We start from the raw sequence: 23,902 nt of genomic DNA, 5'->3' as shown, positions 1-23,902 counted from the left end.
TATCAACCTTGTTTTTATTATTTAACCACTTTAATTTAAAGCGCAATAATACATATTTACAAATAAAAAAATAATAAAATACAGTAAATAGCATTAATGAAACAACAAGAGAAGTTTTGATTTTCTTTAATTACGCTCTCTTTACAATTTTAATAAGCTTGAATTTTGCCAGTTTTTGATACAATACGCTACAAAAATTTTAAGGAAATTAAGTGAGTAGATTAAGTGTTGATGAGGCTCTAGACCTTATCAAAAATGGAGATTTAAGAGAGCTTGGAGAGTTAGCCAGTGCTAAAAAATTACAGCTACACCCTGAAAAAATTACAACATTCATTGTCGATAGAAATATTAACTACACCAATACCTGCTGGATTGATTGTAAATTTTGTGCCTTTTATAAACATGTTAATGAAGAGGATGCTTATCTACTAAGCTTTGATGAAATCGATCGCAAAATAGATGAATTAATTGCAATTGGTGGGACTCAAATTTTATTTCAAGGTGGCGTCCATCCAAAATTAAAAATACAATGGTATGAAGAGCTAGTCTCTCACATTGCTACAAAATATCCAAATATTGATATCCACGGTTTCTCAGCTGTAGAGATAGATTATATCGCAAGAGTCTCTAAAATTTCGATTCCAGAGGTTCTTTTAAGATTAAAAAATGCTGGATTATACAGTATTCCAGGAGCTGGAGCTGAAATTTTAAGCGATAGAGTTCGTGATATCATTTCACCTAAAAAATGCTCTAGCAGCACCTGGCTAGAGGTGCATCAAAAGGCTCATAAAATTGGTCTAAAAAGTACAGCAACAATGATGTTTGGTACAGTTGAGAGCGATGAAGAGATTGTAGAACATTTAGATAAAATCCGTACTCTTCAAGATGAGACTGGTGGCTTTAGAGCGTTTATTTTATGGAGTTTTCAATCAGCTAATACTAAGCTCATTGCCGAGCATCCCCACATCAAAAAGCAATCACCAAATAGGTATCTACGCCTACTAGCCGTATCACGACTATTTTTAGATAACTTTAAAAATATACAAAGTAGCTGGGTTACACAAGGCTCATATATAGGACAATTAGCCCTTAAATTTGGTGCAAACGATCTTGGTAGTACAATGATGGAAGAAAATGTTGTAAAAGCAGCAGGTGCTAGCTATAGAATGAGTCAAGCCCAAATGATAGAGCTTATCAAAGATATTGGCGAATTTCCAGCTAAACGAAATACAAATTATGATATTTTGGAGAGATTTTAATCTCTTCTTTTTTAAATTTACCAATAAATTTAAAAATTTTAAAATATTGCAACACTATAAATAAAGCTTTTATCGCTACATTTTACAATCTCTCCAAAAGCTCCCAAACTCTCATCGCTAGCCATATCAAGCGCATAAAATCCTAAATTTAAAAGCTTTACCCTAGCCTCTTTTAATGTCCAAATTTTATAAAATTCAATCAGTTGATTTTTAGAGTTAGCAACCCTTAATCTTTGTTCTTTACTAAAACAAAAATCTATATGAGCGCTAAAATTTCTATCTTTTATCAACTCTAAATCTACCCCTACCCTAGTAGTGTTAATAGCCAAAATAGCACAATTATCACTATGGCTTAATGAGGTATAAAGTGGTATATTTTTAATATTTTTATAGTTTTTTTCAAAATAAATTTTTAAAGACCTAGAGATTTTAAATTTGCTATTTTGAGCCAAATTTGGACTATTTCTAAGCTTTATTTTATCGCTTAGACTCAAATCATCATAACTATAATTATCAAATTTATCACTAAAAAGTAGTAAAATTTCCCCATCTTTTAATTCAAAATTATCCAAATTTAGCAAATCAAATCGCTCAAATTTATCTAAAATAAATTTAAGATACCAAATTTTCATTACTTAATCTTGCTATTATAAGTAGCATACAAAAGAGCAAAATATGCTAACAAAAACATACACAAAGCCGTACTAACTCCAAAACTAAACACTGCATAAGTATTACTAAAACCAAGCATTCCAAAAGATATAATACTAGTTAAACTAGCCAAAATAATACCAAAATATCTCTCACGCAAAGCCAAATTTAAATTACTAGCAAACAGCACATAATCCACCCCAATAGTACTAGCTAAAATAAATCCAAAAATGGTAAAAATATTAAAACTAACCCCAACTAAAAGCATTATAGCAACACCTACAAATGTCCCAAACAATATAATCCCAACCATCACGCACGCCCTAGCAAAGCTAAAAAAGAATAAAAATATCCCAAAAGCGCATACATAAGCTAGAAGTTTTAAATATATTGCATACTCTTTTGCTATGGTAAAATTATTACTAATGCTTTGTGTAATATTAAAATAACTAGCATTATATTTTTGCAAAATCAAATCAAATTCATCACTAAATCCAACATCAGAACTAATAAAAATTAAATTCGTATCACCATCATAAATAAATGGCTCAATCGGGTTATTTTTATCAAATTGAGAATTAAACTCATCAAAACTTATGGGGCTAAATTGAGATATATTTTCCAATGAGTTTTTCACTAGATTTAAGTTAATTCCAAGCTCCTTATAAGCTTTTAAAATCTGCTCATTTTTAGCATAATTTTTCAAAGCTAGTTTTAGCTTTATTTGCTCATTTTGACTTAATAAAATCTTGCTAGCACCTTGATAATTTGCAATATTTAACTCGCTTAAAAGCTTTATTTCTTTTGCTATTTTATCATCATTTGGGCTAAAATTTAATGCTATAAAGCTACTTTGAAATGGATTTTGGCTAATTTGCAAAAACTTTTTACTTTGAGCTAATAGCTCATCATTTAGCGATGAGTAGTTTCTAATATCATCTTTAAAATCCATACTTGGTAAAATATAGATAAAAAATATAATCACGCCAAAGACAAATATTGCCATAAAAAATATCAATATTCTTTTAAATTGCAAGATATAAAAGTTAAATTTTATAAACCCATCAAGCGCTAAATCAAAAATTTTATAGCTTTTAAACTTACTATTTTCTAAAATATATGGTAGTAAAAAATATGTAGCTATAAACGCACCTACAAGACTAAAAATAGATATAACAGCTATCTGTTTTAAAAAACCAATTGGAGCTAAAATAAATAGAGCATAGCCTAAAATTGTGATAAATAATCCGATTAAAAATATCTTTAAAAATCGCCTTATATCATCTTTTTTAATAGCACGACCTTGCACATATCCTAAAAAATGCATCGCAAAATCCAATATAAGCCCAATTAAACTAATACTAATAACAATACTAAAAAGAGTTATCTCATCAAATATTAAAAACCCACCACTAAGTCCACATAAAAAGCTAAAAATAATGACAATAATAAGCTTAAATATACTATAACTACCAAATGCTAAAATCAACAAAATTCCAATCATTACCAAAGAGAGACTACCCATTATAATGCTCTCTTTATTGCCCTCATCTTTAGCAAATCCAGCAAAAATCTCACTTCCAATAATGAGCAATTCATCCCCATTTTGTTTAGCATTTTCTTTAGCAGTTCTATAAAACTCCAATAGCTTAGAACTACTAAAATTATCACCTAAAACCCCATAAGCAAAGTAATAAATTTGGTTGTTATAAGTAGTTTTTAGGCTTTGAGTTTTTAAATCTAATGATAAATTACTAGGCATTAAAAGCGTAGAATATGAGCTAAAATTTAAAAAATCATTATGGATAATTCGGTAGTTAAATGGATTAAATAAATTACTTGCATTAGAGGCAAAAAACTGCTCTGGCTCATATAAAATTTGATTAAAAATTTTCCTATTTATAGTAGCCAAACTAGCATTATTAAGTACTGTTAAAAATTTCTGATCAATATCATATGTAAGCTTAAATTCATTAAAAATTTCACTACTACTAAGCTCTTGTAAAAGCTTAAAATCAGAGCTTAAAAACATAATATTTTTAGCATTTTTACTTTGCATACTCTCTAAAATTGCTGACTCATTAGAATCTAAACTAATAAGAGTGTAAATATCGCTTTTAACCTTATTAAGCGAACTAAAGATAAATCCAAGCATTAAAAGACTAAAAGTCAAAAATATAATATATATAAGATGTTTTTTCATCTAGTTAAATTTAAATTTATTTATAGTCTTATCGCCATTTGCCTCATCAAAACTCATAATTTCAATATGCTCTTTGCCGCTAATGTTAATTTGATTAAATATCTTTTTTAGCCATATATTTTTTGGTTTTAAATTTAGTTGCCATTGTGCTTTATTGCCACTTAGAGTTATATCAAACTGCTCTTTTATAGAGTCAAAATCAAAGCTTAATAGGCTTAAAATTAACTCTTTATCATAGTTTTGTTCTAATTTTTGCCATACATTTTGAGCATTTGCGATCCAAATTCCATCTTTTGTAATTTTAGATTTTTGTTTAATTGGCGATGTTATACTCCATATCAATTCACCATTTGCAATCTCAAACTCACCCCTGCTTTGTAAAACCTGATCAAAGTGCTTTAAATACTTGTTTTGAATAAATTCGCCTTTGGCTAAATTTGAGCGAATATGTTGTAAATATTCTAAATTAAAAGCATATAAATTTGATAAAAAAAATATAAAAAAAACAGATAAAAATCGCATAAAATACCCTAAATCATTAATGATAATTTGGGAATTCTAGCAAAAATATGTTAATATTAACAACTGTGATTTTTAAATTTAGTGATATTTTAGGAGTTTCTATGCGCTATGTGGATGTTTTAGTTATTGGCGGTGGCCCTAGCGGGAGCATTGTAAGTGCGTTATTAAACAAACAAGGAATTAAAGTTTTATGCGTTGAAAAGGAAAAATTTCCTCGTTTTGTAATAGGCGAGAGTCTATTGCCAAACTGTATGAATATCTTGCGTGAGGCTGGATTTTTAGAAGCAGTTGAAGCATATGGATTTCAGTATAAAAATGGGGCTGCATTTAGTTGGAAAGATGAATATAGATATTTTGATTTTTGTGACAAATCTAGCAATGGCGATGGTACAACATTTCAAGTTCAAAGGGCAGTTTTTGATAAAATTTTAATAGATGAAGCAATAAAGCAAGGCGTTGAAGTATGCTTTGAAACTGCTGTAGAAGATATAAATTTCTTAGATCAATACACAGAAACAACACTATCAGATGGTCAAAAAATTCAAGCAAAATATATAATAGACGCTAGTGGATATGGTAGAGTTTTACCTCGCAAGCTAAACCTAGAAGTGCCATCAACTCTATCTCCTAAAAAAGCTTATTTTACACATATTAAAGATAATATTGATGAAATTCTATACGATAGAAAAAAGATTTTAATTACAACTCATCCTGAATTTAGAGATGTTTGGTTTTGGCTAATTCCTTTTTCTAATGGTCGTTGTAGCATTGGAGTAGTAGGCGAAGAATCTAGATTAAATATAAACTCAAGTGACGAAGATACCCTAAAACACCATGTCTATCTAGCTCCAATGTTAAAAAGGCTTTTAGATAAAGCAGTTTGGGATATGCCTATTAGGACAATTAGCTCATATTCTAAAGATGTTAAGCAACTATATGGCCACAGATATGTGCTTTTAGGCAATGCAAGCGAATTTTTAGACCCAGTATTTAGTTCAGGAGTTACAATTGCTATGGTTTCAGCTAAGCTTGCAAGCCAAGTTGTAACAAAGATATTAAATGGCGATCAATTTGATATGCAAAAAGAGTATGTAGAACCGCTAATGTTTGGTATTAATACATTTAGGACATATGTTGAGGGTTGGTATAATACTAAATTCCAAGATGTAATCTACGCAAAAGATGAAAATCATAAAGTGAAAAGGCAAATTTGCTCTATTTTAGCAGGATATGCGTGGGATCATACTAATCCATATGCAACCAGATCCAATGAAGCATTAGAAGTATTGGCTCAAATTTGCAAAAGATAATTTTAATTATATTAGCCTCTATATTTTTAGGCTGCGCTAAGTATCAAGCTCCAAATCTAAATATAACTCAAAAGCGCTTTAGTGTAGATATTGATGGGGCTATTTATTTGCTATATATTTCTAAAAATGATGGGTATTATTTTGCCCTTTTTGACCCTTTTGGTGCACCACAATCTAGTAAAGTGCTAAAAAATGGAACCTTTAAATCTACTAAATTTCTACCTAAAAATAGCTTTTATGATCAGCTATTTATTGAAAGTTTAGATATTTTACAAAAAAATTTAAAGGTCAAAGAATTTATTTTAGATAATAAAAAAATTAGGATGGCAGAAATTTGAGTATATATATTAACGCATATGATGGTATTTGTAGCCTTGGTAGCAATAAAAATGAGATAATGCAAAATATTTTTAAATGCAAACCATCGGTTACTAAAAACCAAATTCAATCAAAAGATTTTATGGTTGGTAAAATAGAAAATTTGCAAGATTTTAGTAAAGATGTAAAAGAGGTATATAAAACACGAACCAATTTAATTCTTCACCATCTGCTACTTAATATGCAAGAGCCTTTAAATGAGCTTTTAACCAAATTTAGCAAAGAAAGAATTGCTGTAATTATAGGAACTACAACTGCTGGGGTAGAAGAAAACTATAAATCAATGCAAAAGATAGAACCTCAACTATTTTTTACTAGAAATTCACTAAGCAATGCAAGTGAGTTTGTCAAAGACTATTTAGGACTTAAATCATTAGCTTTTAGCGTCTCATGCGCTTGTACATCTGGAGCAAAGGTCTTTATAGAGGCTGCTAGATTGCTTGAGTCAAATTTATGCGATGCAGTGATATGTGGTGGCGTAGATAGCTTAAATACTCTTACAATATATGGTTTTGATAGTCTAGAAATTCTAAGTCAAAATAATGCATTGCCATTTTCAAATAATAGAGATGGAATCAATATCTCTGAGGGTGCAGCGCTTTTTATACTTAGTAAAGATATAGCAGATATAAAGCTTAAAGGTTTTGCTGCTAATAATGATGCCTTTCATATTACTAAACCAAATGAAAACTTCACCGCACAAAAAGATGCTATTATAAGCGCATTAAATATGGCTAATTTAAATACTAGCGATATTGATTATATAAACCTTCATGGTACTGGCACTAACGCTAATGATAAGATGGAGGCAAATTTAATCAATGATATATTTCCTAATACTTCATGTAGCAGCACAAAGGGACTAATGGGGCATACGCTTGGTGCTGCTGGTGCATTAGAAGCTCTAATCTGTGCTAATATTATAAATCAAAGCCTACAAAACAATCAAAGCCAGCTACCACCACACTATTATGATGGAATATATGATAAAGAGTTGCCCAAAATTAATCTAACTAGGCTAAATACAAATTCAAAAATCAAAAACTGCCTATCAATCTCATTTGCCTTTGGCGGGGACAATAGTGCTATTATTTTAGGAGTATAAATGTATATTCAAGAGCTAATTCCTCATAGTGGAGCAATGGTATTAGTAGATGATATCGTAGAGAAAAAAGATGATTTTATCAGCGTTAAAACGCTTATTAAGTATGATAATCCATTTTTACAAAATGGCAAATTTCCTACATTTAACACTCTAGAAATTATGGCACAAAGCTTAGTTGTATATCGTGGCTTAAATGATAAAGGCTCAAATACTAGGCTTGGATTTTTGCTTGGGGCTAGGAGATTTGAGATTATAAAGCCAAATTTAAACATAGGTGATGAACTAATTACCAAAACTCATATTTCAGAGGATTTTGATGGGATGGGGGTCTATGAAAGTAGCGTATATGTAGATGACAAATTAGTAGCTAGTGCTAGCATTAGCGTATTTAACCCATCTCAAGAACAACTAGATCAAATTTTAAAGGCAAGTAATGAGTAAAACAGTATTAATAACAGGCTCAAGTCGTGGTATAGGCCTTGGTGTAGCAAGAAGATTAAAACAAAATGGATATGAGATTATTTTACATGGCAAAAGCCAAAGCGATGCACTAAAAAAGGCTCAAGATGAACTTAATGCAAAGGCTTTAATATTTGATGTAGCAAATACAGATGAGTGCAAAGCAGTACTTGAGGATTATACTAATACCAATCCAGCCTTATGGGGTATAGTTTTAAATGCTGGTATCACTTGCGATAATACTTTTGTAGCTCTTGAAGATGATGAATGGAAGAGAGTGATTGATGTAAATTTAAATAGCTTTTATAATGTTTTAAAGCCACTTTTAATGCCAATTATAAGACAAAAAGCTGGTAGAATCATAGTAATGAGTTCGGTCTCAGGTATAATTGGCAATAGAGGCCAAAGCAATTATAGTGCTTCAAAAGCTGGATTAATAGGTGCTTCAAAAGCCCTAGCTGTTGAATTAGCAAGCCGTAATATTACAGTTAATGTAGTAGCCCCAGGGCTTATTGATACTGAACTTACAAATGATAAAAATCTCCCTATTGAAGAGATTTTAAAAGCTATACCAGCTAGACGCAGTGGAAGCATAGATGAAGTTGGCGGGCTAGTAAATTTTTTATTAAGCAATGAGGCTAGTTATATTACAAGACAAGTTATTGGAGTTAATGGAGGTTTGTGTTGAGAGTATTTATAACAGGATATGGAATTGTAAGTGCCTTTGGTAAGAGCTGGGCTGAGTTTAGGTCTGCTTTATTAAAAAAACAAAATGCGGTTAAATATATGAAAGATTGGGAACAATATAAGGAGCTAACTACATATCTTGGTGCACCAATTTTAGACTATCATTATCCAAAAGATTGGAGCAGAAAGCAGCTAAGAAGCCTAGGTAGAGTCTCGCAATATAGTGTTGAAGCAGCTGGGCTGGCTTTACAAATGGCTGGACTTTATAAAGATGAGAGAATTCAAGATGGCAGAATGGGTGTAGCTAGTGGTTCTAGCACTGGAAGCACAGATGCAGTTATGCAACTTGCAAAGCTTTTATTTATGGGAGAGAGTGATTGTAATGCAAACTCATATATAAAATCAATGCCGCACACTACAGCGGCAAATATAGCTATATTTTATGGCTTAAAAGGTAGAATGATTCCTACATCATCAGCTTGTACTTCAGCTTCACACGCTATAGGCTACTCATATGAGGCTATTAAATATGGCCAAATTCCAATGATGCTAGCTGGTGGAGCTGAGGAGTTATGTCCTAGTGAATGCTATGTATTTAATTCTTTATATGCTACTAGCCAAAAAAATAGCACTCCAAATTTAACACCTAGCCCATTTGATGCAAATCGTGATGGTCTTGTTATAGGAGAAGGAGCTTGTATGCTTTTACTTGAATCTGAAGAGAGTATGCTATCAAGAGGCGCAACACCAATTGCTGAGATTGTAGGATTTGGCTCTACTTGTGATGGCGTACATATTACCAAACCAGAGGCCAAAACTATGCAAAGCGCTATGGAGTTAGCCTTAAAAGATGCTCAAATTTTACCTAGCGATATTGGCTACCTAAATGCTCACGCCACAGCAACTAAATGGGGCGATATAGTAGAATCTCACGCTACGCATAAGGTTTTTGGCGAACAAATTGCAATCAGCTCACTAAAAAGCTACATCGGTCATACTCTTGGAGCATGTGGAGCTATAGAGAGTATAGCTAGTATTGAGATGATGAATGAAGGCCTCTTTGCTCCTACAATAAATTTAAAAGATATCGATAAAGAGTGTGCCAAGCTTGATTATTTACAAGATTTTAGAGAGATTAAAACTAATTATGTGATGAATAATAACTTTGCCTTTGGCGGAGTAAATACATCATTAATCTTTAAAAAAGTTTAAAATATAGCTAGTAACATAAGTAAAAAATTAGGTAAATTTAGCTAGAATTGAAACATTTTTAATTTATTTCAAGGGGTTATTTATGAAAAAAATATTAGTTTCTATTAGCTGCATTAGCGCTCTTAGTCTAAGTGCAGTTGCTGCAGATGATATAATATATCTACCTATTAAACCAGCTATTGATGAGGCTATAAAACAAGGCTATATCGATAATAGTGTTAAGTTTAAATTTGGTAGCCAAAGCGGTGCAAAAGATCAAATTTTTATGAAACAACTAACTACAAATAAAAAAGCAAATAAAGTAGGTAAATCTGCTGAAGAATCTTGCACTAGGGCATTTCACTCAGCACTTATTCAATTTTTTCAGCGTGCCAAACAAGAAGGCGGCACTAAAGTTGTAAATCTTACTGGATGGTTTAAAAAGATTCCATATGATTCAAAAACTAATTTTCAATGCGGTGTCGGTACTTTAATGACTGGTGTAACTCTAAAAGGAGATATTGCCAAATAATGCAAATTGGGATTTTAAAAGCAGACGCTATAATATCTTCAAATTTTATACTACCTGATGAATTTAAAAGCTTAAATATATATCAAAAAGATTTTAAGCTTGATTTTTCAGCCTTAGAACAAAGAAGAATGGGTTATGCTTTAAAATCTGCATTAAGTATAGTAAATTCATTTGACCTTAGCCCACAAGAGCTAAAAACAATACCGATAATATTTAGCTCTTTTAGTGGTGAAAGCAAGCAGTGCGTAAATCTGCTTAAAACATTAAAAGATGATTTTGTATCTCCTACTGCATTTTCACTATCTGTATTAAATGCAACCCCAGCCCAAATGGCAATTCTTTACCAAAATCAAAATGAGATATCAAGCATAAGTGCTAAAAATAGTCTTGAATACGGTATTATTGATGCCTTTATAAAGCCCAATCAAAAGGTAATTTTAATCAATTACGAAGAGTTTTCTAGTGATTTATCTGATTTTTCATATTATGCCTTAGGCTTGCTTTTAGATAAAAATGCTGGACGAATTTGCTCACTTGAGTTTAATCAAAATCAACCAAAAAATTTGCAAATTTACACAAGTGCATTTAGCCTATTAAAAGCGTTAAATAATAATTTATGCTCTAATTGGAATATAGATTCTACTCTTAGATGGAGCTGGACTTTAAATGATAGTAATTAGAATTTTGCTTGTTGGATTTTTATTTTCTTGGTTTGGATTTATCTGTTTGATTGGAAATATTATTTTTTTACCATTAATTGCCATTAGGTTAAATAGGATTAAATTCTTTGAAAATATTGCTAGAGATTTAGTCTATTTAGCATGGAAATTTTTTATATTTTGTACAAAAATTTTAGGCTATTTAGATTATGAATTTAAAGACTATAGTCGCCTTGGAAAACCTAGCCAAATAATTATAACCAACCATCCATCTCTTTTAGATGTTGTCTTTATCCTCTCCAAGGTGCGTCGTATAAACTGCGTAGTAAAAAGCGACCTAGCTAAAAATATATTTCTAAGTCCTGCTATTAAAGCTGCTAACTATATCGTAAATAGCGAAGATGAAGAGCTTTTAAACAAAAGCTTAAGCGTACTAAAATCAGGCGATAGCTTGCTTATATTTCCTGAAGGTACACGCACAAAAGATAGTATAAGTTTTCATAAAGCACCATTTTATATAGCAATTCATGGAGCAAAAATACTCACACCAATATTTATTGATATGAATCCACGTTCACTCCAAAAAGGAGTTAAATGGTATAAAACACCAAAAAGTAAGATAAAATATAAAATCAAAATATCAGATGATTTGATACTTGATAAATTCTTAATCGATAAGCCAAATACAATTCGTGTCAAAACACTACATAAGCAAATGAATGAAATTTATCAAAAGGAGATTAAATGTTAGTTGATGAAATCAAACAATTAATTATAACATCGCTAAATTTGCCAGATTTAAAACTTAGCGATATAGATGAAAATGCGCCACTTTTTAATGATGGCTTAGGTCTTGATAGCGTCGATGCTTTAGAACTTAGCTTAGCTATTAAAAAACAATACAATATAGAACTAAACGCTAAGACAATGGATTTAAAATCCATATTTTATAGTGTAAAAAGCTTAAGTGAATTTATTGCACAACAAAAGGAAAACCAATGAATAAAATGAGCAAAGAAGAGATATTTGATATGCTTAGTAAGGCTTTAGTTGAATTATTTGAGATCCCTAAAGAAAAAATCAAACTTGAAGCAAAATTATATGAAGATCTAGAGATTGATAGCATTGATGCGATTGATATGATTGATCATATCAAGAAAAAAACAGGCTATAGAATGGAGGCTGCAGCCTTTAAAGAGGTTCGCACCTTAGGAGATATTGTAAATGTTGTCTTTGAGAGATTATCCCAAATTTCTTAAACTATTTAATATTATCTTAATTTGCATTGGGATTTGTTATCCCTTTGCGCTCTATTTTTTTCCAGAAAGTGAGATATTATTTGCCTCTATGGCTCTTGTTTGTTTATTGCGAATGTTAAGCGTACAAGAGAGTTATCAACAGGCTATTTGGGCAATATTAAGCGCTATTTTTTTGATATATTTTTTTGCAAATATACAAGAGCTTGCATACTTATATCCAATCTTTATAAATGCTTTACTTGGTACTATTTTTGCCATATCCTTAAAAGATGAGGCACTAATTACTAAAATAGCCAAAAAGCAAGCCAGTCTAAAAGGTAAAATATTAGACCAAAAAGCTATTAGCTATACTAGAAATTTAACCAAAATTTGGATTATATTTTTTATTTTAAACGCACTTATATCATTTATTTTGATATTTTTAGATGATAAAATATATTGGACTTTATATTGTGGTGTAGTTAGCTATATTTTAATTGGGATATTATTTGGTGCTGAGATTTTGTATAGAAATTTTATTTTACAGGTAGAGTAATGAGAGAGATTTTTAACCCAAATTCAACTTTTATATCTCAAAATAAGATAAAAAGCTTTGATGAATTTTTAGAAGATGTATCTAAATTTGCAACATATAATAAATTCGATGAGATTGATATATTTATATATGATGGATATCTATTTTTAGTAGCATTTTTTGGCTCTATTTTATCTGGTGGCAAGCCATATCTTTTGCCATATTATTATTCTAATAATTCTAGACCATTTATTGATGATGAGGTAGTTGGTGATATTTTAACTAGAAACATCGAGTCAAAAAGTTCTAAAATTAAACTAAATTTAAATTCAACCTTTTATATTCAAACCTCAGGTAGTAGCGGAGAGCGTAAAAATATAGAAAAATCAATTAATCAAATGGTCAAAGAGGGTGAGTTTTTACGCTCATTTTTTAATATCAGCAATACTCATACATTTCTCTCAAGTGTATCTCATCAGCATCTTTTTGGCCTTACTTTTAAGGTTTTTACAGCTTTAATTAGCGGCTGTAAAGTCTATACACAAAACTTAACATATCCAGAGATTTTAGCTCAAAATATTGACTTTTGTAGTGCTGATGATGAATTAATTTTAATTAGTTCTCCAGTACTTTTAGAATCGCTATCTAAGCAAAAAAATATGAGCCAATTTAATAAAATTAAAATGATATTTACAGCTGGGTCAAAACTCGATCTAGATATATTAAAAAGCCTACAAAGCAAATTAAGCGCTACTATAACTGAAATTTATGGCAGCAGTGAAACTGGTATAATAGCCTATGGTGATGGTGAAAATTTTAAAGCTTTTCCTAGTGTTAATATAAAATGCGATGATAAAAACCGTCTAATCATTCGCTCACCATGGCAAGATTTAGATAATGGATTTATATCTAATGATTGCGCAGAATTTAACAAAGATAGCTTTAAAATTATTGGTAGATATGATAGAATAATCAAACTTCATGACCGCAAAGTAAGCCTAGATGGTATAGAAAATCTCATCAAACAAAGCCCGATTATAAATACTGTAGTCATAGCACAAGATGATAGATACAAGCGTTTAGCAGCTATTTTAGTTTTAAGTGATGAGGGAAAAAAGCTATATAAAACTAAAGGTAAAAAAGCTATAGTAGATGAGATAAGCTCTATAGTTAAAAATAAATACGGCAATAAACTTAGATATTTTTATATACGCTCAAGCCTTCCTATAAATAATCAAGGCAAAATACCTAAAAGCGACTTTCTAGCCTCTATAAATGAGCAGATAAAGCCTAAATTTAACTTAATTTCAAAAGAGTCAGATTCGCTAAAAGCTAGTGCATACATAGATGAAGGGTGTTTTTATTTTAACGGTCACTTTTTAAATTTCCCCCTTGTTCCTGGATTTGTTCAATTAGGATTTGTATTTGATGTTATTAAAGAGCATTTACAAATCCATAACGAATCTATTACACAAATAGAGAGTATTAAATTTACGAATTTTCTACGCCCATGCGATATGGCGCATTTAGAGATTAAAATAACTTCAAATAAACTATATTTCACACTATTTGCTAATGATAAAGAGTGTGCAAATGGTAGGTTAAAGATCGCCCAATGAATATGAAATTTGCATTTTTAATCCCATATTACAATCATCCTGATACAATTGCTAGCTTATGCAATTATTTAAAGCGTTATAATATTGACATTATAATAGTAGATGATGGCTCAGACCAAAATGCTAAAAATGCTCTAAAAAACTTAAATGCTCAGATTTTAACACGGGCGCAAAATGGCGGTAAAGGTGCAGCTATTAAAAGCGGGCTAGCTCTAGCTAATGAACAAAATTACACCCATATATTTCAAATTGATGCTGATATGCAGCACGAACTAAGCAAGATTGATAAAATTTTAGATTTGTCAAAATCAAATCCAAACGCACTAATTTGTACAAATCCAATATATGGAGCAGATGCTCCAAAATCTAGACTATACGGCAGAAAAATAACTAGCTTTTGGGTATATATCAATACCTTAGGTGGCGATATAAAAGATACAATGTGTGGAATGAGGGTCTATCCATTAAAGCTAATATATCCACTGCTTATAAAATGTAAAAGCAATAGAATGGATTTTGATATAGATATCTTACTCTTAGCATATAAGGCTAGAATTTGCTTTAAATGGTGTGATGTATTGGTCAAATATAATGGAGGAATATCACATTTTAAAGCTCTTAGAGATAATTTGTTAATTAGCAAAATGCATGCTAAGCACTTTTTTAGCCTGCCTAAATTCGCATTCGATAAATATTTTAAAAAGGGTAAAAATGGCTAAAAACTGGTGGCAAAGAAAAGAAAAAGCTGGATATTTTTGGCTAAATTTAACTATTAATTTAGTAAATTTACTACCAAGATTTTTACTTAAAATATGTATATTTTTTGTAACTCTTATATACTTTTTAATCTCTAAAGATGAGAGAGTAAATTTAAGAGAGTTTTATGCTCAAATAGCAAAATTTGGCAATAAAAAACGTGATAATTTTATCAAAGAAAACTATAAAATCTATCGTAATTTTTATGAATTTGGTATTGCAATTTGTGATAAAATCGCCGTTTGGAAGGATAAAATCAAATATAGTGACCTTGATATAGCAAATATAGATACGCTAAATAGCGAACTAAGAAGTGGATTAAGAGGTTCAATTTTGCTTGTTAGTCACTATGGAAATATTGAAGTTGCTCGTGCTTTATCAAATTCATTCTCAAAACTAACAATTGTCATTTTAGCTTACAAAAGTAATTCTAGCAATTTTATGGAAATGATAAATAAAATTAGCAAAAATAAGCTAAAAATTTTATTTATTGATACGCTTGACTTTAGCACCATTATTGAACTAGAAAAGATAATAGAAAGTGGTGGACATATAGGAATTATGGGTGATAGAGTGGCTTTAGCAAATGATAAGAATATCAAGCTTGATTTTTTAGGAAAGAGTTGTTGTTTTCCTATGGGGGCATACTTGATAGCTGGAATTTTAAAGACTAGAATTAATCTATTATGGTGTGAGCGTATAGATAATAAATACAAAATTGAGCTAGAGACTATCAGCCGCACCGATGAAAATCCAGATGGAGTAGTAAATTTAGGTAAAGATAAAATATCAAACACAACAAAGCTAATGCAACTATATATAAATTCACTCCAAAAAAGAGTTATAAAAAATCCGCAATTATGGTTTAATTTTTACGATTATTGGAATCAAGATGTTAAAACGAAGATATGAATTTAAAGCTGAATTTTTTGATACTGATCCTATGGGGATAATGTGGCATGGAAACTATGTAAAATATCTAGAGATGGCTAGATGTAAGCTACTTGATGAGATTGGTTATAACTATATTAAAATGCAAGATAATGGCTTTACTCTACCTATTGTAAAAATGGATTTAAAATATATAAATCCTATATACTTTAATGAATACTTTATAGTTGAAATCTCAGTAATAGAGTGCGATATAACTTTAAAATTTAAATATACACTATTATCTAAAGATGAACTCACAATAGCTAAAGCAAACACAACTCAAGTAGCAGTAACGCTAAATAAAGAGACACTATATTCTATTCCAGATGATTTAAAATTTGCATTAAATCAATAAATTTATTAAAAATTAATATATATATAATTGCAGTTTTATTATAATTTTTAAGGAGTTTTGATGTTTAAGAATTTTCTTTTAGGATTAGGTTTATCAGCAATATAAGTAGATATGCTACGATTTTTGGTCAAGGTAGTTATGATCATTTTGATATCACTTCAGACCCAAATGAAGCTAAAATAATCATCACCGATTTAACTACAAATAAAGTAGTGATAGATACCAAAATCCCATTAGAGATAGACCTAAAAAAATATAATGGCTATTTTTCTGGTAAATCTTATAAAGTTTTAGTAAGCAAAGAGGGGTATAAAAATATTGAATTTACTATTGATAGTAGAGCAAATGGAATATACTTAGCTGGTAATTTAGTATTTGGTGGTCTTATAGGTTGGCTAGTTGTAGATCCGCTCACAGGTGCAATGTGGACACTAGATATATCTAAAAATCCAAATATAGAAAATAAAAGCAACAATGTATCTATCAAACTAATTAGCGATTTAACAGATGACCAAAAGCAAAATCTAAAACCGATCGCTCAATAAATCTAAATAAAGCATATCTAAATCAGATATGCTTTAATTTTTATATAAATTCAAATTTAAAAACTAAATCTCTCAATTAGATCGCTATGATACTTTTTAGCTACATCTGGATGAGATCTAATCATTCTTTTAAAATAATTTTCTGCAACATTTCTAAGTAGTGGATTTTTAGGGTCTGTATCTACTCCGGTACTCTCTTTTTTAAGGTGCTCTGGCAGTTCTAAAATCGGTATATCCTTATCAAGCTGCACACCTAAAAAATACGCTATAGAAAATCTCTCATTAGGGGTTAAATTTACTCTATGGATAGTAGCCTTTAAATACCCATTTGTCGCAAGTTCTAAAAACTCACCGATATTTACCACCACAGAGCCTTCCATTGGCGGCACATCAATCCACTCGCCATTTAATAACCCTTGTAATCCCGACTCTTTATCTTGTAAAACAAATGTTATTAAACCGCCATCTTTATGCAATCCAACACCTTGAGTGTTGCCATCAAATGCTGGCGGATAGCGTAATAATTTAGCATGAGCGTATGAGTTTTTTCCATAAAGTTTATCAAAAGAGTCTTGTGGCAACTCAAGAGCTATAGCAAATCCTTTTAGAAGTTTTAAAGTCGCTGTGCTTGTTTGTTCAAACCACTCATTAAAAACAGTTTTAAGCTCTGGAATCTCTTTAGGAAATAAATTTGGGCCTTGAATTCTCATCCAAATAGGCGAGTTTATATCCCAATTTAAAGCCTCTTTATCGCTACCAGCGTCTATTTGTTCTCTATAATCCTTGCTGCCAGCTGTGTATTCTCCACCCTCTTTTGAGTAGCCTCTAAATTGCGGCGATTTAAGCATCGAAATTTGCTCTTTTTGTTCTAAACTTAGAGCAAAAAACTCCTTGCTAAGCCTTTGAAGCTCTTTGCAAAGATCTAAATCGATACCATGATTTATCAAATAACAAGTCCCAAAAGTAGTAAATGCTCCCTTTAAATCTGCTATAAATTTTTCTTGATTACTATCTATCTCACTTAGGTCAAGTACTGGAATATTCATACTTTTCTCCTTAGTTTAAATTTAAAATTCTCATTTTATCATATCTTTTATAATAAAATAGAATATATTAACCAAATTTATGTAAAATTAATTCATAATTTATTAAGAAAAAATATAAAAAGGATAAAAAATGTTCAAATTCTTCACTAAAAAAGCGCTACTACCCCCCCCCATATCTTTAAACGATGAGCTTGAGCAACTACGAATACAAAACCAAGAACTTCTAAAAACCAATAAAGAACTAAAAGAACAGATAAAAGCACTCCAAGAAAACCAAAAATCTAACTACTATGAAGCATTTCATAATATTACAATGAGTATGGCAAATAGCTGTGTATCAAATTTAAATCTACTCCAAAGTGAATTTAGTGACTCTATTACACTGCTAAATGATACTCAAGAACTATCAACTAAAAATCAAAAAAATACTATAAAAATTCAAGATATGCTTCTAGATGAGTTAAGCCATATGGAGGATAGATTGCAAGATTTTCATGAGACAGTAGAGCAAGTACAAAAAGATTTTGTATCTATCTCTGGTGTAATTTCGCTAATCATTGATATATCTGATCAGACAAATTTACTAGCCTTAAATGCTGCTATAGAAGCAGCACGTGCTGGAGAACATGGTAGAGGCTTTGCCGTAGTAGCTGATGAGGTTAGAAACTTAGCTGAGAGAACTCAAAAGGCTACAAAAGAGATTGAGATGAATATGGCAATAGTTCAACAAAATTTTGCTAAAATGCAATCTGCTACTGATGAAGTAGTCGAGCATATGCGCTCTTTAGCTAGTCGTAATGAGACAATGAATGATGTTCATGAACTATCAAATACGATTAATTTCAACTCTCAAAAGGCACTTTCTACTATATTTATCAGCCTTGTTAAATTAGATCACCTATTATTTAAAGTTAAAGGTTATAAGGCGATTTTTGATGAAAACTTAAATGAAAAATTTGCCGATTACCATAGTTGTCGTCTTGGCAAATGGTATGAAACAGGACGCGGCAAAGAGCTATTTAGCAAATATCAACACTATGCTAAATTAGAACCAGTTCATAAAGATGTTCATGAAAATATCGCCAACGCACACAAAATAATGGTAGAACACGGCAAGACAAATGGGTGTTTAGATAAAATTTATAAACAACTAAATGCGGCTGAGAGTGCAAGCAAATCTGTTATAGATATTTTAAATACTCTATTAAATGAGAGAATTATGGAGTTAAAAGTTAAATTTAATAAAAAATAACTATATTAAAATAGTGTTGGCTCATCTATGCTTTGAGCCAATACAGCCTCTACATCTTCATAATTTTCAAAAACTAAAGCATATCTAAACTCATCAAGCTTTTTTATATCTTCTATATCATTATATACAAAATCAGCAATAAACGCTACACTACTACTAGCCCTAGCACAGATAATAATATCACTAAATTTCTGCCTTAAAAGCGTAGCCTCTAGCTTAAAAAGCTCTTCATCGCTTTCGCAAATTATCGCTCTATGACTTTGGCCAAATTCTTTAATCACAAAAAATTTATCAACAAAAATCGCCTTAAAATGGCTAAATTTATCAAAACTATGAACCTTAAATCCCACACCATACTCATCAAAAAACCTCATCACACAAACTAAATCTTTTATAAAAATATTAGGAAATTTAAGCTCACTATAGTAATTATTTTTAAATAAAATCGTAGTGTAAAAAAGCGATCCATTATCCATAAGCTCATAATGTAAATCACTTAGACTATCATCGCTTAAACTTGCATGAGAAAAGCTAAGCCTATCAATCATCGCCTCATCATAGCTTAAAACTACCATATCGTTTTCTGCCTCAAGTATCTGCATAAAAGCTTTACTAATATCACAGCTAAATAGACACATCGATCTAGGTAGATATAAACACTCTAAAATCGAGCTTTGTAACTTTGTAAGATGGATGAAATTTAACTCTTTTTGTGCTGAGAGAAATCTCATCAATCTTATCATCGCCATAACCACACTATCAACTTTAATTATTGCTATTTCATCATCTTTGCTATTTAAGCTCAAATCAGTGATAATAGCATAAGCTCCACTTTTGATAGCAAGCAATGCGTCATCTATAGTCGCATTTAGAGCAAAATAAGCCATACCAACTTTAACCAAATTTGGATCTAGACAAAATCCATTTATCATACTGATTTTTGGGCTATTTTTTAATTCACCATTTAATAGCGTGGTTAGGTTTTCTATTCTCATCTATCCTACAATTGCTCCATTTTTTACACTTGCGTGAGTGCCTAGAAGCGTTAGGCTCCCATCTTCAGCGCTAAGAATCATGCCTTCGCTTAAATGCTTAAATATCTTAGCTGGTTTTAAATTAGCTAAGACGCAAACTTGTTTGCCTATTAGGCTTTTTGGCTCATAATACTTAGCTATACCGCTGATAATCTGTCTTGGCTTCTCTTCTCCTAAATCAATTTTAAATTTAAGCAATTTATCACTACCTTCGATATTATCGCATTCTAAGATAGTTCCTACCTTTATAACACACTTTTTAAAATCATCAATTTTGATCTCTTCATCTTTCAATTTAATCTCATCAATCTTAGCCACCGGTGCTGGTGCCATCAACTCCTGCTCTATCTTGGTAAATAGAGGAGTTGTGGCGTTGGCTTTGAAGTTGATTAAATTTGAGTTTATTATAAGCTCATTATAGCTATTTGTATTAATTTTAAATTCCAAAGTATCAGCTATTTTTTGAGCAGTTTGCGGCATAGCTGGACTTAGTAAAATAGCAACTCTAGCCAAAAGATTTGCCACCAAGGCTACTAAGGCATTGGCTTCATCAAATTTATTATTCTTTACCAAATTCCAAGGCTCATATTTAGCGATAGTGGCATTTGCTATATTTAAAACCTTCCAAAGCTCCTCTAAATATCTATTTGGCGAGATCTCATCTAGGCTAATTAATGCTTGATTTATATGAATTTTAGCACTCTCAAGCTCATTAGAATAAAATTTATTTACATTTGTTGAGTCAATTATATTATCGCAATATTTAGAACTCATACCCACTATTCTACTTAGCAAATTCCCTAAATCATTGCTCAATTCGCTATTTATACGATCTATCAAGGCTCTTTGTGAAAAATCCCCATCTTGACCAAACGGCACCTCTCTTAATAGAAAATATCTAAACGCCTCTAATCCATAAGCATCGGCCACCTCTTTTGGATTTACCACATTGCCAAGGCTCTTACTCATCTTAACCCCATCTCTAGTCCACCATCCATGTGCTGCTACGCTTACAGGTAAAGGCAAGTCAAGACTCATCAAAAATGCCGGCCAATAGACCGCATGAAAACGCAAAATGTCCTTACCAACTATATGTAATGTGTTATTCCAATACTCCATTCTCTCTTCATCTCTGGTGTATCCTAAGGCTGAGAGATAATTAACTAGCGCATCTAGCCATACATACATCACATGTTTTGGCTCATTTAGCTCTTTTGGTAGTTTAATCCCCCACTCAAAGCTGGTTCTAGTGATAGATAGATCTTTTAGACCGCCTTTTACAAAGCTTATAACCTCATTTTTCTTGCCTTTTGGTAGGACGCATTTGTCATTTTCATACCATTTTAACAATCTATCTTGGTATTTTGATAGAGCAAAAAAGTAACTCTCCTCTTTTACCAACCTAGTCTTTTTACCACAATCAGGACAGCACTCATCATCTATTAGCTGATTAGCAGCAAAAAAGCTCTCACAACTCACGCAATAACTACCCTCATACTCGCCCTTATAGATATCTCCATTTTTAAGCATTTTAGTAAAGACATTTTGGCTAGTTACCTTGTGATACTCATCAGTTGTGCGTATGAAGTGATCATAGCTTATACCAAACTCATCCCATAAAGCTCTAAATTTAGCACTTATCTCATCTGCGTACTCTTTTGGGCTTTTGCCTCTAGCCTTAGCGGCCTCTTCTATCTTTTGGCCATGCTCATCAGTCCCTGTCAGAAAAAAGACATCATCGCCCCTTAAGCGATAAAATCTAGCCAAGGTATCGCAGATTATCGTAGTATAAGCGTGTCCGATATGTGGGACATCATTAACATAATATATTGGTGTGGTTATAAATTTTTTCATCATTTTCCTTTAAATTTGTTAAAAATCAAATTGGCCGCCACGGCCTTCATTCATCTTTTCATATGTGGATTTGACATAATTTTCCCTTATATCGCAATCAAAAATTCTATCACAATTCATACAACTACTTAGATTATTGGCCTTTTGACAATCTTTGAGCCTAGCTGTGGCAATATCAAATTGTAAAATTACAAACTCCTTAATCCTATCACAGCCAAAGACTCGTTGGCACTTTGAACAACTATCTCCAGATGAGTTTTGAGCGATACAATTTTTTAGCGCTATCTTTTTGGATTCTAGCTCATCAATAGCGCTAAATTCGGTAATTTCAGCCATTTTTAACCCTATCAATTTCAAATTTAGACCCAAAATAACAAGGCGTAGTTTGGTGAGTCTTTTCAATTTTGATATCTAATAAACTATCATTTACCCCATCAGTTGTGGCACCACCGGCCTTTTCATATATATAGGCAAATGGTAAAACCTCAAAAGCAACCCTAAGCTTGCCATTTGGTGCATCAGGTGTAGCTGGATAGCTAAATAGCCCACCGCCTTTTAGCAAAACTTGATGAAGATCGCTTACCATAGCGCCACTATATCTAAGCCTATAACCATCATCAAATAGCGATTTTATCATAGCTCTATGAGAGTCGCTCCAGCCCTTTTGTGTGCCACCTGTGGCATTTATCTTGCCTCTGTCTTTTAGCTCTAAATTTTTGATAAATTTAAACTCATTATCTCTATTTAACCTAAATAATCTCACGCTATCATCGCACACTACCATCTCAAGCCTTGGGCCATAAACTACATAAATCGCCCCTACTAAACTCCTAGAATCCAAAGAGCCTTTATAAATCCCAAATATCGATCCAACAGCGAAATTCACATCCACCAAGCTACTACCATCAAGTGGATCATAAGCTATGATATAATCTGCATTTGAGTTTATCTCTAAAATAGACTCTTTTTCTTCACTAATTATAGCCTTGATATTGCTAAGTTTTTTCAATCTATTTTCTATTATCTCATCACTTAATATATCGAGCTTTAATTGAGTATCACCTGTGGAATTTGAGCTTTGAGCATAGCTAAAATCACCATATTTTAGTAGTTCGCTAATCTCTATAGCGATATCTTCAACTGCTTTTATAATCTCTTTCATTTTACACCTTTTTTGCGTTTTTATCTATCCATTTTATAATTCCATCTATATCTTCAAGACCAAATTTATCCCCACAAGCATCAAACTCAACATTACTAGCAAAAGCATCACTAAATGGGATAAAATCATCTATAACCTCATCTCTAAATATAGTAATTCTAGGAAGTTTTAAGCTCTTTAAGCCCTCAATTATCAAATAATCAAACTCACCAAAATGAGCCGCTAAAATCTCTAGCTCACTATCAAAATTATCCAAATTTGGCTCAAATTTCTCATTTTTATCTCTGTGTGATTGTGAGTTTATCCTATCTTTACCACCAAATAGCCCACTTTGTAAAAAAATTGATGTTCTATTTGGGCTTACTACTGCGACATCTGCACCGATACTACTATATATATAGCTATCCTTGCCAGGATAATCAAATTTCGCCTTATCACCTGGATCGTGCTTTGTTATCACAACCTTAAATCCACGAGATATAAGCTCTTTTGCTACCTTAGATATGAGCGTTGTCTTGCCACTTCCACTAGCTCCGCTAAAAGCTACAGCCAATCTTTTAATGATATATCCTTTTTGAATTTCTCATAATTTTAGCCAAAAAAATCTTAAAAAATGA

Annotated in this window: 28 protein-coding genes and 1 pseudogene; 20 read left to right on the top strand and 9 right to left on the bottom strand. The window is 31.4% G+C overall.

Translation table 11 applies throughout. The features are described 5' to 3' along the window. The first annotated feature begins 212 nt into the window (after positions 1–212). On the top strand, positions 213–1,259 hold the full coding sequence (locus CIGNP109_RS01220) for a dehypoxanthine futalosine cyclase (RefSeq protein WP_086227895.1): 1,047 nt from the start codon (positions 213–215) through the stop codon (positions 1,257–1,259). A 38-nt stretch (positions 1,260–1,297) separates the two neighbouring features. On the opposite strand, the gene CIGNP109_RS01215 is transcribed toward CIGNP109_RS01220, so the two are convergent. From CIGNP109_RS01215 to CIGNP109_RS01205, 3 genes are read right to left on the bottom strand one after another with little or no spacing between them, the layout of a single operon-like run. Beyond that, entirely contained in the window at positions 1,298–1,891 is a 594-nt protein-coding gene (locus CIGNP109_RS01215) for a 4'-phosphopantetheinyl transferase family protein (protein ID WP_086227894.1), read from the bottom strand. Beyond that, positions 1,891–4,113: a hypothetical protein gene (locus tag CIGNP109_RS01210; RefSeq protein ID WP_086227893.1), complete on the bottom strand. Its 2,223-nt coding sequence runs from the start codon at positions 4,111–4,113 to the stop codon at positions 1,891–1,893. Before CIGNP109_RS01210 ends, CIGNP109_RS01215 begins: the two co-directional genes overlap by 1 nt. Then, positions 4,114–4,635 (bottom strand): LolA family protein, encoded by a 522-nt coding sequence (locus tag CIGNP109_RS01205; protein WP_086227892.1) that lies wholly within the window; start codon positions 4,633–4,635, stop codon positions 4,114–4,116. Positions 4,636–4,682: 47 nt separating this feature from the next. Here CIGNP109_RS01205 and CIGNP109_RS01200 point away from each other — a divergent pair, with 47 nt between their 5' ends. The 17 genes from CIGNP109_RS01200 (at position 4,683) to CIGNP109_RS01120 (ending at position 16,937) form a co-directional block, all read left to right on the top strand. Beyond that, positions 4,683–5,945 carry an NAD(P)/FAD-dependent oxidoreductase gene (locus CIGNP109_RS01200; protein WP_236845190.1) on the top strand — a complete coding sequence of 421 codons (1,263 nt, stop codon included), beginning with the start codon at positions 4,683–4,685 and terminating at the stop codon, positions 5,943–5,945. Further along, the gene (locus CIGNP109_RS01195; protein ID WP_086224279.1) at positions 5,933–6,283 is read left to right on the top strand and encodes a hypothetical protein; all 351 of its coding nucleotides are present in this window, start codon (positions 5,933–5,935) and stop codon (positions 6,281–6,283) included. The genes CIGNP109_RS01200 and CIGNP109_RS01195 overlap by 13 nt, the downstream gene beginning before the upstream one ends. Continuing rightward, a complete protein-coding gene (locus tag CIGNP109_RS01190) occupies positions 6,280–7,428 on the top strand; it encodes a beta-ketoacyl synthase N-terminal-like domain-containing protein (protein WP_236847534.1) in 1,149 nt (382 codons plus the stop codon). The genes CIGNP109_RS01195 and CIGNP109_RS01190 overlap by 4 nt, the downstream gene beginning before the upstream one ends. Next, positions 7,429–7,869, top strand: a complete 441-nt coding sequence (locus tag CIGNP109_RS01185) for an ApeP family dehydratase (RefSeq protein ID WP_086224278.1) — start codon at positions 7,429–7,431, stop codon at positions 7,867–7,869. It abuts the gene before it with no gap. After that, positions 7,862–8,575, top strand: coding sequence for a 3-oxoacyl-ACP reductase FabG (gene fabG, locus CIGNP109_RS01180; protein ID WP_086224277.1), 714 nt, complete (start codon positions 7,862–7,864; stop codon positions 8,573–8,575). Before CIGNP109_RS01185 ends, fabG begins: the two co-directional genes overlap by 8 nt. Continuing rightward, positions 8,569–9,786 carry a beta-ketoacyl-ACP synthase gene (locus tag CIGNP109_RS01175; protein WP_336526408.1) on the top strand — a complete coding sequence of 406 codons (1,218 nt, stop codon included), beginning with the start codon at positions 8,569–8,571 and terminating at the stop codon, positions 9,784–9,786. Before fabG ends, CIGNP109_RS01175 begins: the two co-directional genes overlap by 7 nt. Before the next feature lie 82 nt (positions 9,787–9,868). Continuing rightward, a complete protein-coding gene (locus CIGNP109_RS01170; RefSeq protein ID WP_086224275.1) occupies positions 9,869–10,297 on the top strand; it encodes a hypothetical protein in 429 nt (142 codons plus the stop codon). Next, positions 10,297–10,977: a beta-ketoacyl synthase chain length factor gene (locus tag CIGNP109_RS01165; RefSeq protein WP_180379996.1), complete on the top strand. Its 681-nt coding sequence runs from the start codon at positions 10,297–10,299 to the stop codon at positions 10,975–10,977. Before CIGNP109_RS01170 ends, CIGNP109_RS01165 begins: the two co-directional genes overlap by 1 nt. Continuing rightward, the gene (locus CIGNP109_RS01160) at positions 10,964–11,707 is read left to right on the top strand and encodes a lysophospholipid acyltransferase family protein (protein WP_086227888.1); all 744 of its coding nucleotides are present in this window, start codon (positions 10,964–10,966) and stop codon (positions 11,705–11,707) included. Before CIGNP109_RS01165 ends, CIGNP109_RS01160 begins: the two co-directional genes overlap by 14 nt. After that, positions 11,701–11,958, top strand: coding sequence for a phosphopantetheine-binding protein (locus CIGNP109_RS01155; protein WP_086224269.1), 258 nt, complete (start codon positions 11,701–11,703; stop codon positions 11,956–11,958). The genes CIGNP109_RS01160 and CIGNP109_RS01155 overlap by 7 nt, the downstream gene beginning before the upstream one ends. Continuing rightward, on the top strand, positions 11,955–12,215 hold the full coding sequence (locus CIGNP109_RS01150; RefSeq protein ID WP_336526382.1) for an acyl carrier protein: 261 nt from the start codon (positions 11,955–11,957) through the stop codon (positions 12,213–12,215). Before CIGNP109_RS01155 ends, CIGNP109_RS01150 begins: the two co-directional genes overlap by 4 nt. 172 nt (positions 12,216–12,387) lie before the next feature. Further along, positions 12,388–12,750, top strand: a complete 363-nt coding sequence (locus CIGNP109_RS08355; RefSeq protein ID WP_141081040.1) for a hypothetical protein — start codon at positions 12,388–12,390, stop codon at positions 12,748–12,750. Further along, positions 12,750–14,348, top strand: coding sequence for an AMP-binding protein (locus CIGNP109_RS01140; protein WP_086227886.1), 1,599 nt, complete (start codon positions 12,750–12,752; stop codon positions 14,346–14,348). Before CIGNP109_RS08355 ends, CIGNP109_RS01140 begins: the two co-directional genes overlap by 1 nt. Further along, positions 14,345–15,067: a glycosyltransferase family 2 protein gene (locus CIGNP109_RS01135; protein ID WP_086227885.1), complete on the top strand. Its 723-nt coding sequence runs from the start codon at positions 14,345–14,347 to the stop codon at positions 15,065–15,067. The genes CIGNP109_RS01140 and CIGNP109_RS01135 overlap by 4 nt, the downstream gene beginning before the upstream one ends. Then, positions 15,060–16,016, top strand: coding sequence for a hypothetical protein (locus CIGNP109_RS01130; RefSeq protein ID WP_086227884.1), 957 nt, complete (start codon positions 15,060–15,062; stop codon positions 16,014–16,016). Before CIGNP109_RS01135 ends, CIGNP109_RS01130 begins: the two co-directional genes overlap by 8 nt. After that, positions 15,997–16,392 carry an acyl-CoA thioesterase gene (locus CIGNP109_RS01125; RefSeq protein WP_086224259.1) on the top strand — a complete coding sequence of 132 codons (396 nt, stop codon included), beginning with the start codon at positions 15,997–15,999 and terminating at the stop codon, positions 16,390–16,392. Before CIGNP109_RS01130 ends, CIGNP109_RS01125 begins: the two co-directional genes overlap by 20 nt. A 212-nt stretch (positions 16,393–16,604) precedes the next feature. Next, positions 16,605–16,937, top strand: a complete 333-nt coding sequence (locus CIGNP109_RS01120) for a hypothetical protein (protein WP_086227883.1) — start codon at positions 16,605–16,607, stop codon at positions 16,935–16,937. A gap of 56 nt (positions 16,938–16,993) precedes the next feature. Here CIGNP109_RS01120 and CIGNP109_RS01115 read toward each other — a convergent pair whose 3' ends face one another. Next, complete coding sequence (locus CIGNP109_RS01115; protein WP_086227882.1) at positions 16,994–17,983, bottom strand: isopenicillin N synthase family dioxygenase; 990 nt, start codon at positions 17,981–17,983, stop codon at positions 16,994–16,996. Positions 17,984–18,113: 130 nt separating this feature from the next. Between CIGNP109_RS01115 and CIGNP109_RS08805 the strand changes: the two are divergent. Continuing rightward, positions 18,114–18,752, top strand: a pseudogene (locus tag CIGNP109_RS08805) (methyl-accepting chemotaxis protein); the annotation flags it as partial. Beyond that, a complete protein-coding gene (locus CIGNP109_RS08585; RefSeq protein WP_442861887.1) occupies positions 18,726–19,235 on the top strand; it encodes a CZB domain-containing protein in 510 nt (169 codons plus the stop codon). The pseudogene CIGNP109_RS08805 and the gene CIGNP109_RS08585, both read left to right, overlap by 27 nt. A 5-nt stretch (positions 19,236–19,240) precedes the next feature. Here CIGNP109_RS08585 and CIGNP109_RS01105 read toward each other — a convergent pair whose 3' ends face one another. From CIGNP109_RS01105 to CIGNP109_RS01085, 5 genes are read right to left on the bottom strand one after another with little or no spacing between them, the layout of a single operon-like run. After that, positions 19,241–20,230 (bottom strand): hypothetical protein, encoded by a 990-nt coding sequence (locus tag CIGNP109_RS01105; protein ID WP_086227880.1) that lies wholly within the window; start codon positions 20,228–20,230, stop codon positions 19,241–19,243. Continuing rightward, positions 20,231–22,123, bottom strand: a complete 1,893-nt coding sequence (gene metG, locus CIGNP109_RS01100) for a methionine--tRNA ligase (protein ID WP_086227879.1) — start codon at positions 22,121–22,123, stop codon at positions 20,231–20,233. 18 nt (positions 22,124–22,141) lie between these two features. Continuing rightward, positions 22,142–22,459, bottom strand: a complete 318-nt coding sequence (locus tag CIGNP109_RS08580) for a hypothetical protein (RefSeq protein ID WP_236842633.1) — start codon at positions 22,457–22,459, stop codon at positions 22,142–22,144. Beyond that, on the bottom strand, positions 22,452–23,285 hold the full coding sequence (locus CIGNP109_RS01090; RefSeq protein WP_086227878.1) for a class 1 fructose-bisphosphatase: 834 nt from the start codon (positions 23,283–23,285) through the stop codon (positions 22,452–22,454). The genes CIGNP109_RS08580 and CIGNP109_RS01090 overlap by 8 nt, the downstream gene beginning before the upstream one ends. A gap of 1 nt (position 23,286) precedes the next feature. Next, positions 23,287–23,847, bottom strand: a complete 561-nt coding sequence (locus CIGNP109_RS01085) for a molybdopterin-guanine dinucleotide biosynthesis protein B (protein WP_086227877.1) — start codon at positions 23,845–23,847, stop codon at positions 23,287–23,289. Positions 23,848–23,902: the final 55 nt, after the last annotated feature.

It is taken from the genome of Campylobacter sp. P0109 (assembly GCF_002138755.1).
GTDB lineage: Bacteria > Campylobacterota > Campylobacteria > Campylobacterales > Campylobacteraceae > Campylobacter > Campylobacter devanensis.
The sequence above is the reverse complement of the archived record's forward strand: the minus strand, read 5'-3'. Positions and strand labels throughout refer to the sequence as shown.

What these genes read in the sequence shown, in the direction of transcription:
- CIGNP109_RS01130 (WP_086227884.1), top strand. Translation starts at nt 15,060, where the DNA reads ATGGCTAAAAACTGGTGGCAAAGAAAAGAAAAAGCTGGATATTTTTGG.
- CIGNP109_RS01170 (WP_086224275.1), top strand. Translation starts at nt 9,869, where the DNA reads ATGAAAAAAATATTAGTTTCTATTAGCTGCATTAGCGCTCTTAGTCTA.
- metG (WP_086227879.1), bottom strand. Translation starts at nt 22,123, where the DNA reads ATGAAAAAATTTATAACCACACCAATATATTATGTTAATGATGTCCCA.
- CIGNP109_RS01210 (WP_086227893.1), bottom strand. Translation starts at nt 4,113, where the DNA reads ATGAAAAAACATCTTATATATATTATATTTTTGACTTTTAGTCTTTTA.
- CIGNP109_RS01205 (WP_086227892.1), bottom strand. Translation starts at nt 4,635, where the DNA reads ATGCGATTTTTATCTGTTTTTTTTATATTTTTTTTATCAAATTTATAT.
- CIGNP109_RS01160 (WP_086227888.1), top strand. Translation starts at nt 10,964, where the DNA reads ATGATAGTAATTAGAATTTTGCTTGTTGGATTTTTATTTTCTTGGTTT.
- CIGNP109_RS01090 (WP_086227878.1), bottom strand. Translation starts at nt 23,285, where the DNA reads ATGAAAGAGATTATAAAAGCAGTTGAAGATATCGCTATAGAGATTAGC.
- CIGNP109_RS08585 (WP_442861887.1), top strand. Translation starts at nt 18,726, where the DNA reads ATGCAATCTGCTACTGATGAAGTAGTCGAGCATATGCGCTCTTTAGCT.
- CIGNP109_RS08580 (WP_236842633.1), bottom strand. Translation starts at nt 22,459, where the DNA reads ATGGCTGAAATTACCGAATTTAGCGCTATTGATGAGCTAGAATCCAAA.
- CIGNP109_RS01200 (WP_236845190.1), top strand. Translation starts at nt 4,683, where the DNA reads ATGTTAATATTAACAACTGTGATTTTTAAATTTAGTGATATTTTAGGA.
- CIGNP109_RS01165 (WP_180379996.1), top strand. Translation starts at nt 10,297, where the DNA reads ATGCAAATTGGGATTTTAAAAGCAGACGCTATAATATCTTCAAATTTT.
- CIGNP109_RS01150 (WP_336526382.1), top strand. Translation starts at nt 11,955, where the DNA reads ATGAATAAAATGAGCAAAGAAGAGATATTTGATATGCTTAGTAAGGCT.
- CIGNP109_RS01125 (WP_086224259.1), top strand. Translation starts at nt 15,997, where the DNA reads ATGTTAAAACGAAGATATGAATTTAAAGCTGAATTTTTTGATACTGAT.
- CIGNP109_RS01185 (WP_086224278.1), top strand. Translation starts at nt 7,429, where the DNA reads ATGTATATTCAAGAGCTAATTCCTCATAGTGGAGCAATGGTATTAGTA.
- CIGNP109_RS01115 (WP_086227882.1), bottom strand. Translation starts at nt 17,983, where the DNA reads ATGAATATTCCAGTACTTGACCTAAGTGAGATAGATAGTAATCAAGAA.
- CIGNP109_RS01140 (WP_086227886.1), top strand. Translation starts at nt 12,750, where the DNA reads ATGAGAGAGATTTTTAACCCAAATTCAACTTTTATATCTCAAAATAAG.
- CIGNP109_RS01135 (WP_086227885.1), top strand. Translation starts at nt 14,345, where the DNA reads ATGAATATGAAATTTGCATTTTTAATCCCATATTACAATCATCCTGAT.
- CIGNP109_RS01155 (WP_086224269.1), top strand. Translation starts at nt 11,701, where the DNA reads ATGTTAGTTGATGAAATCAAACAATTAATTATAACATCGCTAAATTTG.
- CIGNP109_RS01215 (WP_086227894.1), bottom strand. Translation starts at nt 1,891, where the DNA reads ATGAAAATTTGGTATCTTAAATTTATTTTAGATAAATTTGAGCGATTT.
- CIGNP109_RS01105 (WP_086227880.1), bottom strand. Translation starts at nt 20,230, where the DNA reads ATGAGAATAGAAAACCTAACCACGCTATTAAATGGTGAATTAAAAAAT.
- fabG (WP_086224277.1), top strand. Translation starts at nt 7,862, where the DNA reads ATGAGTAAAACAGTATTAATAACAGGCTCAAGTCGTGGTATAGGCCTT.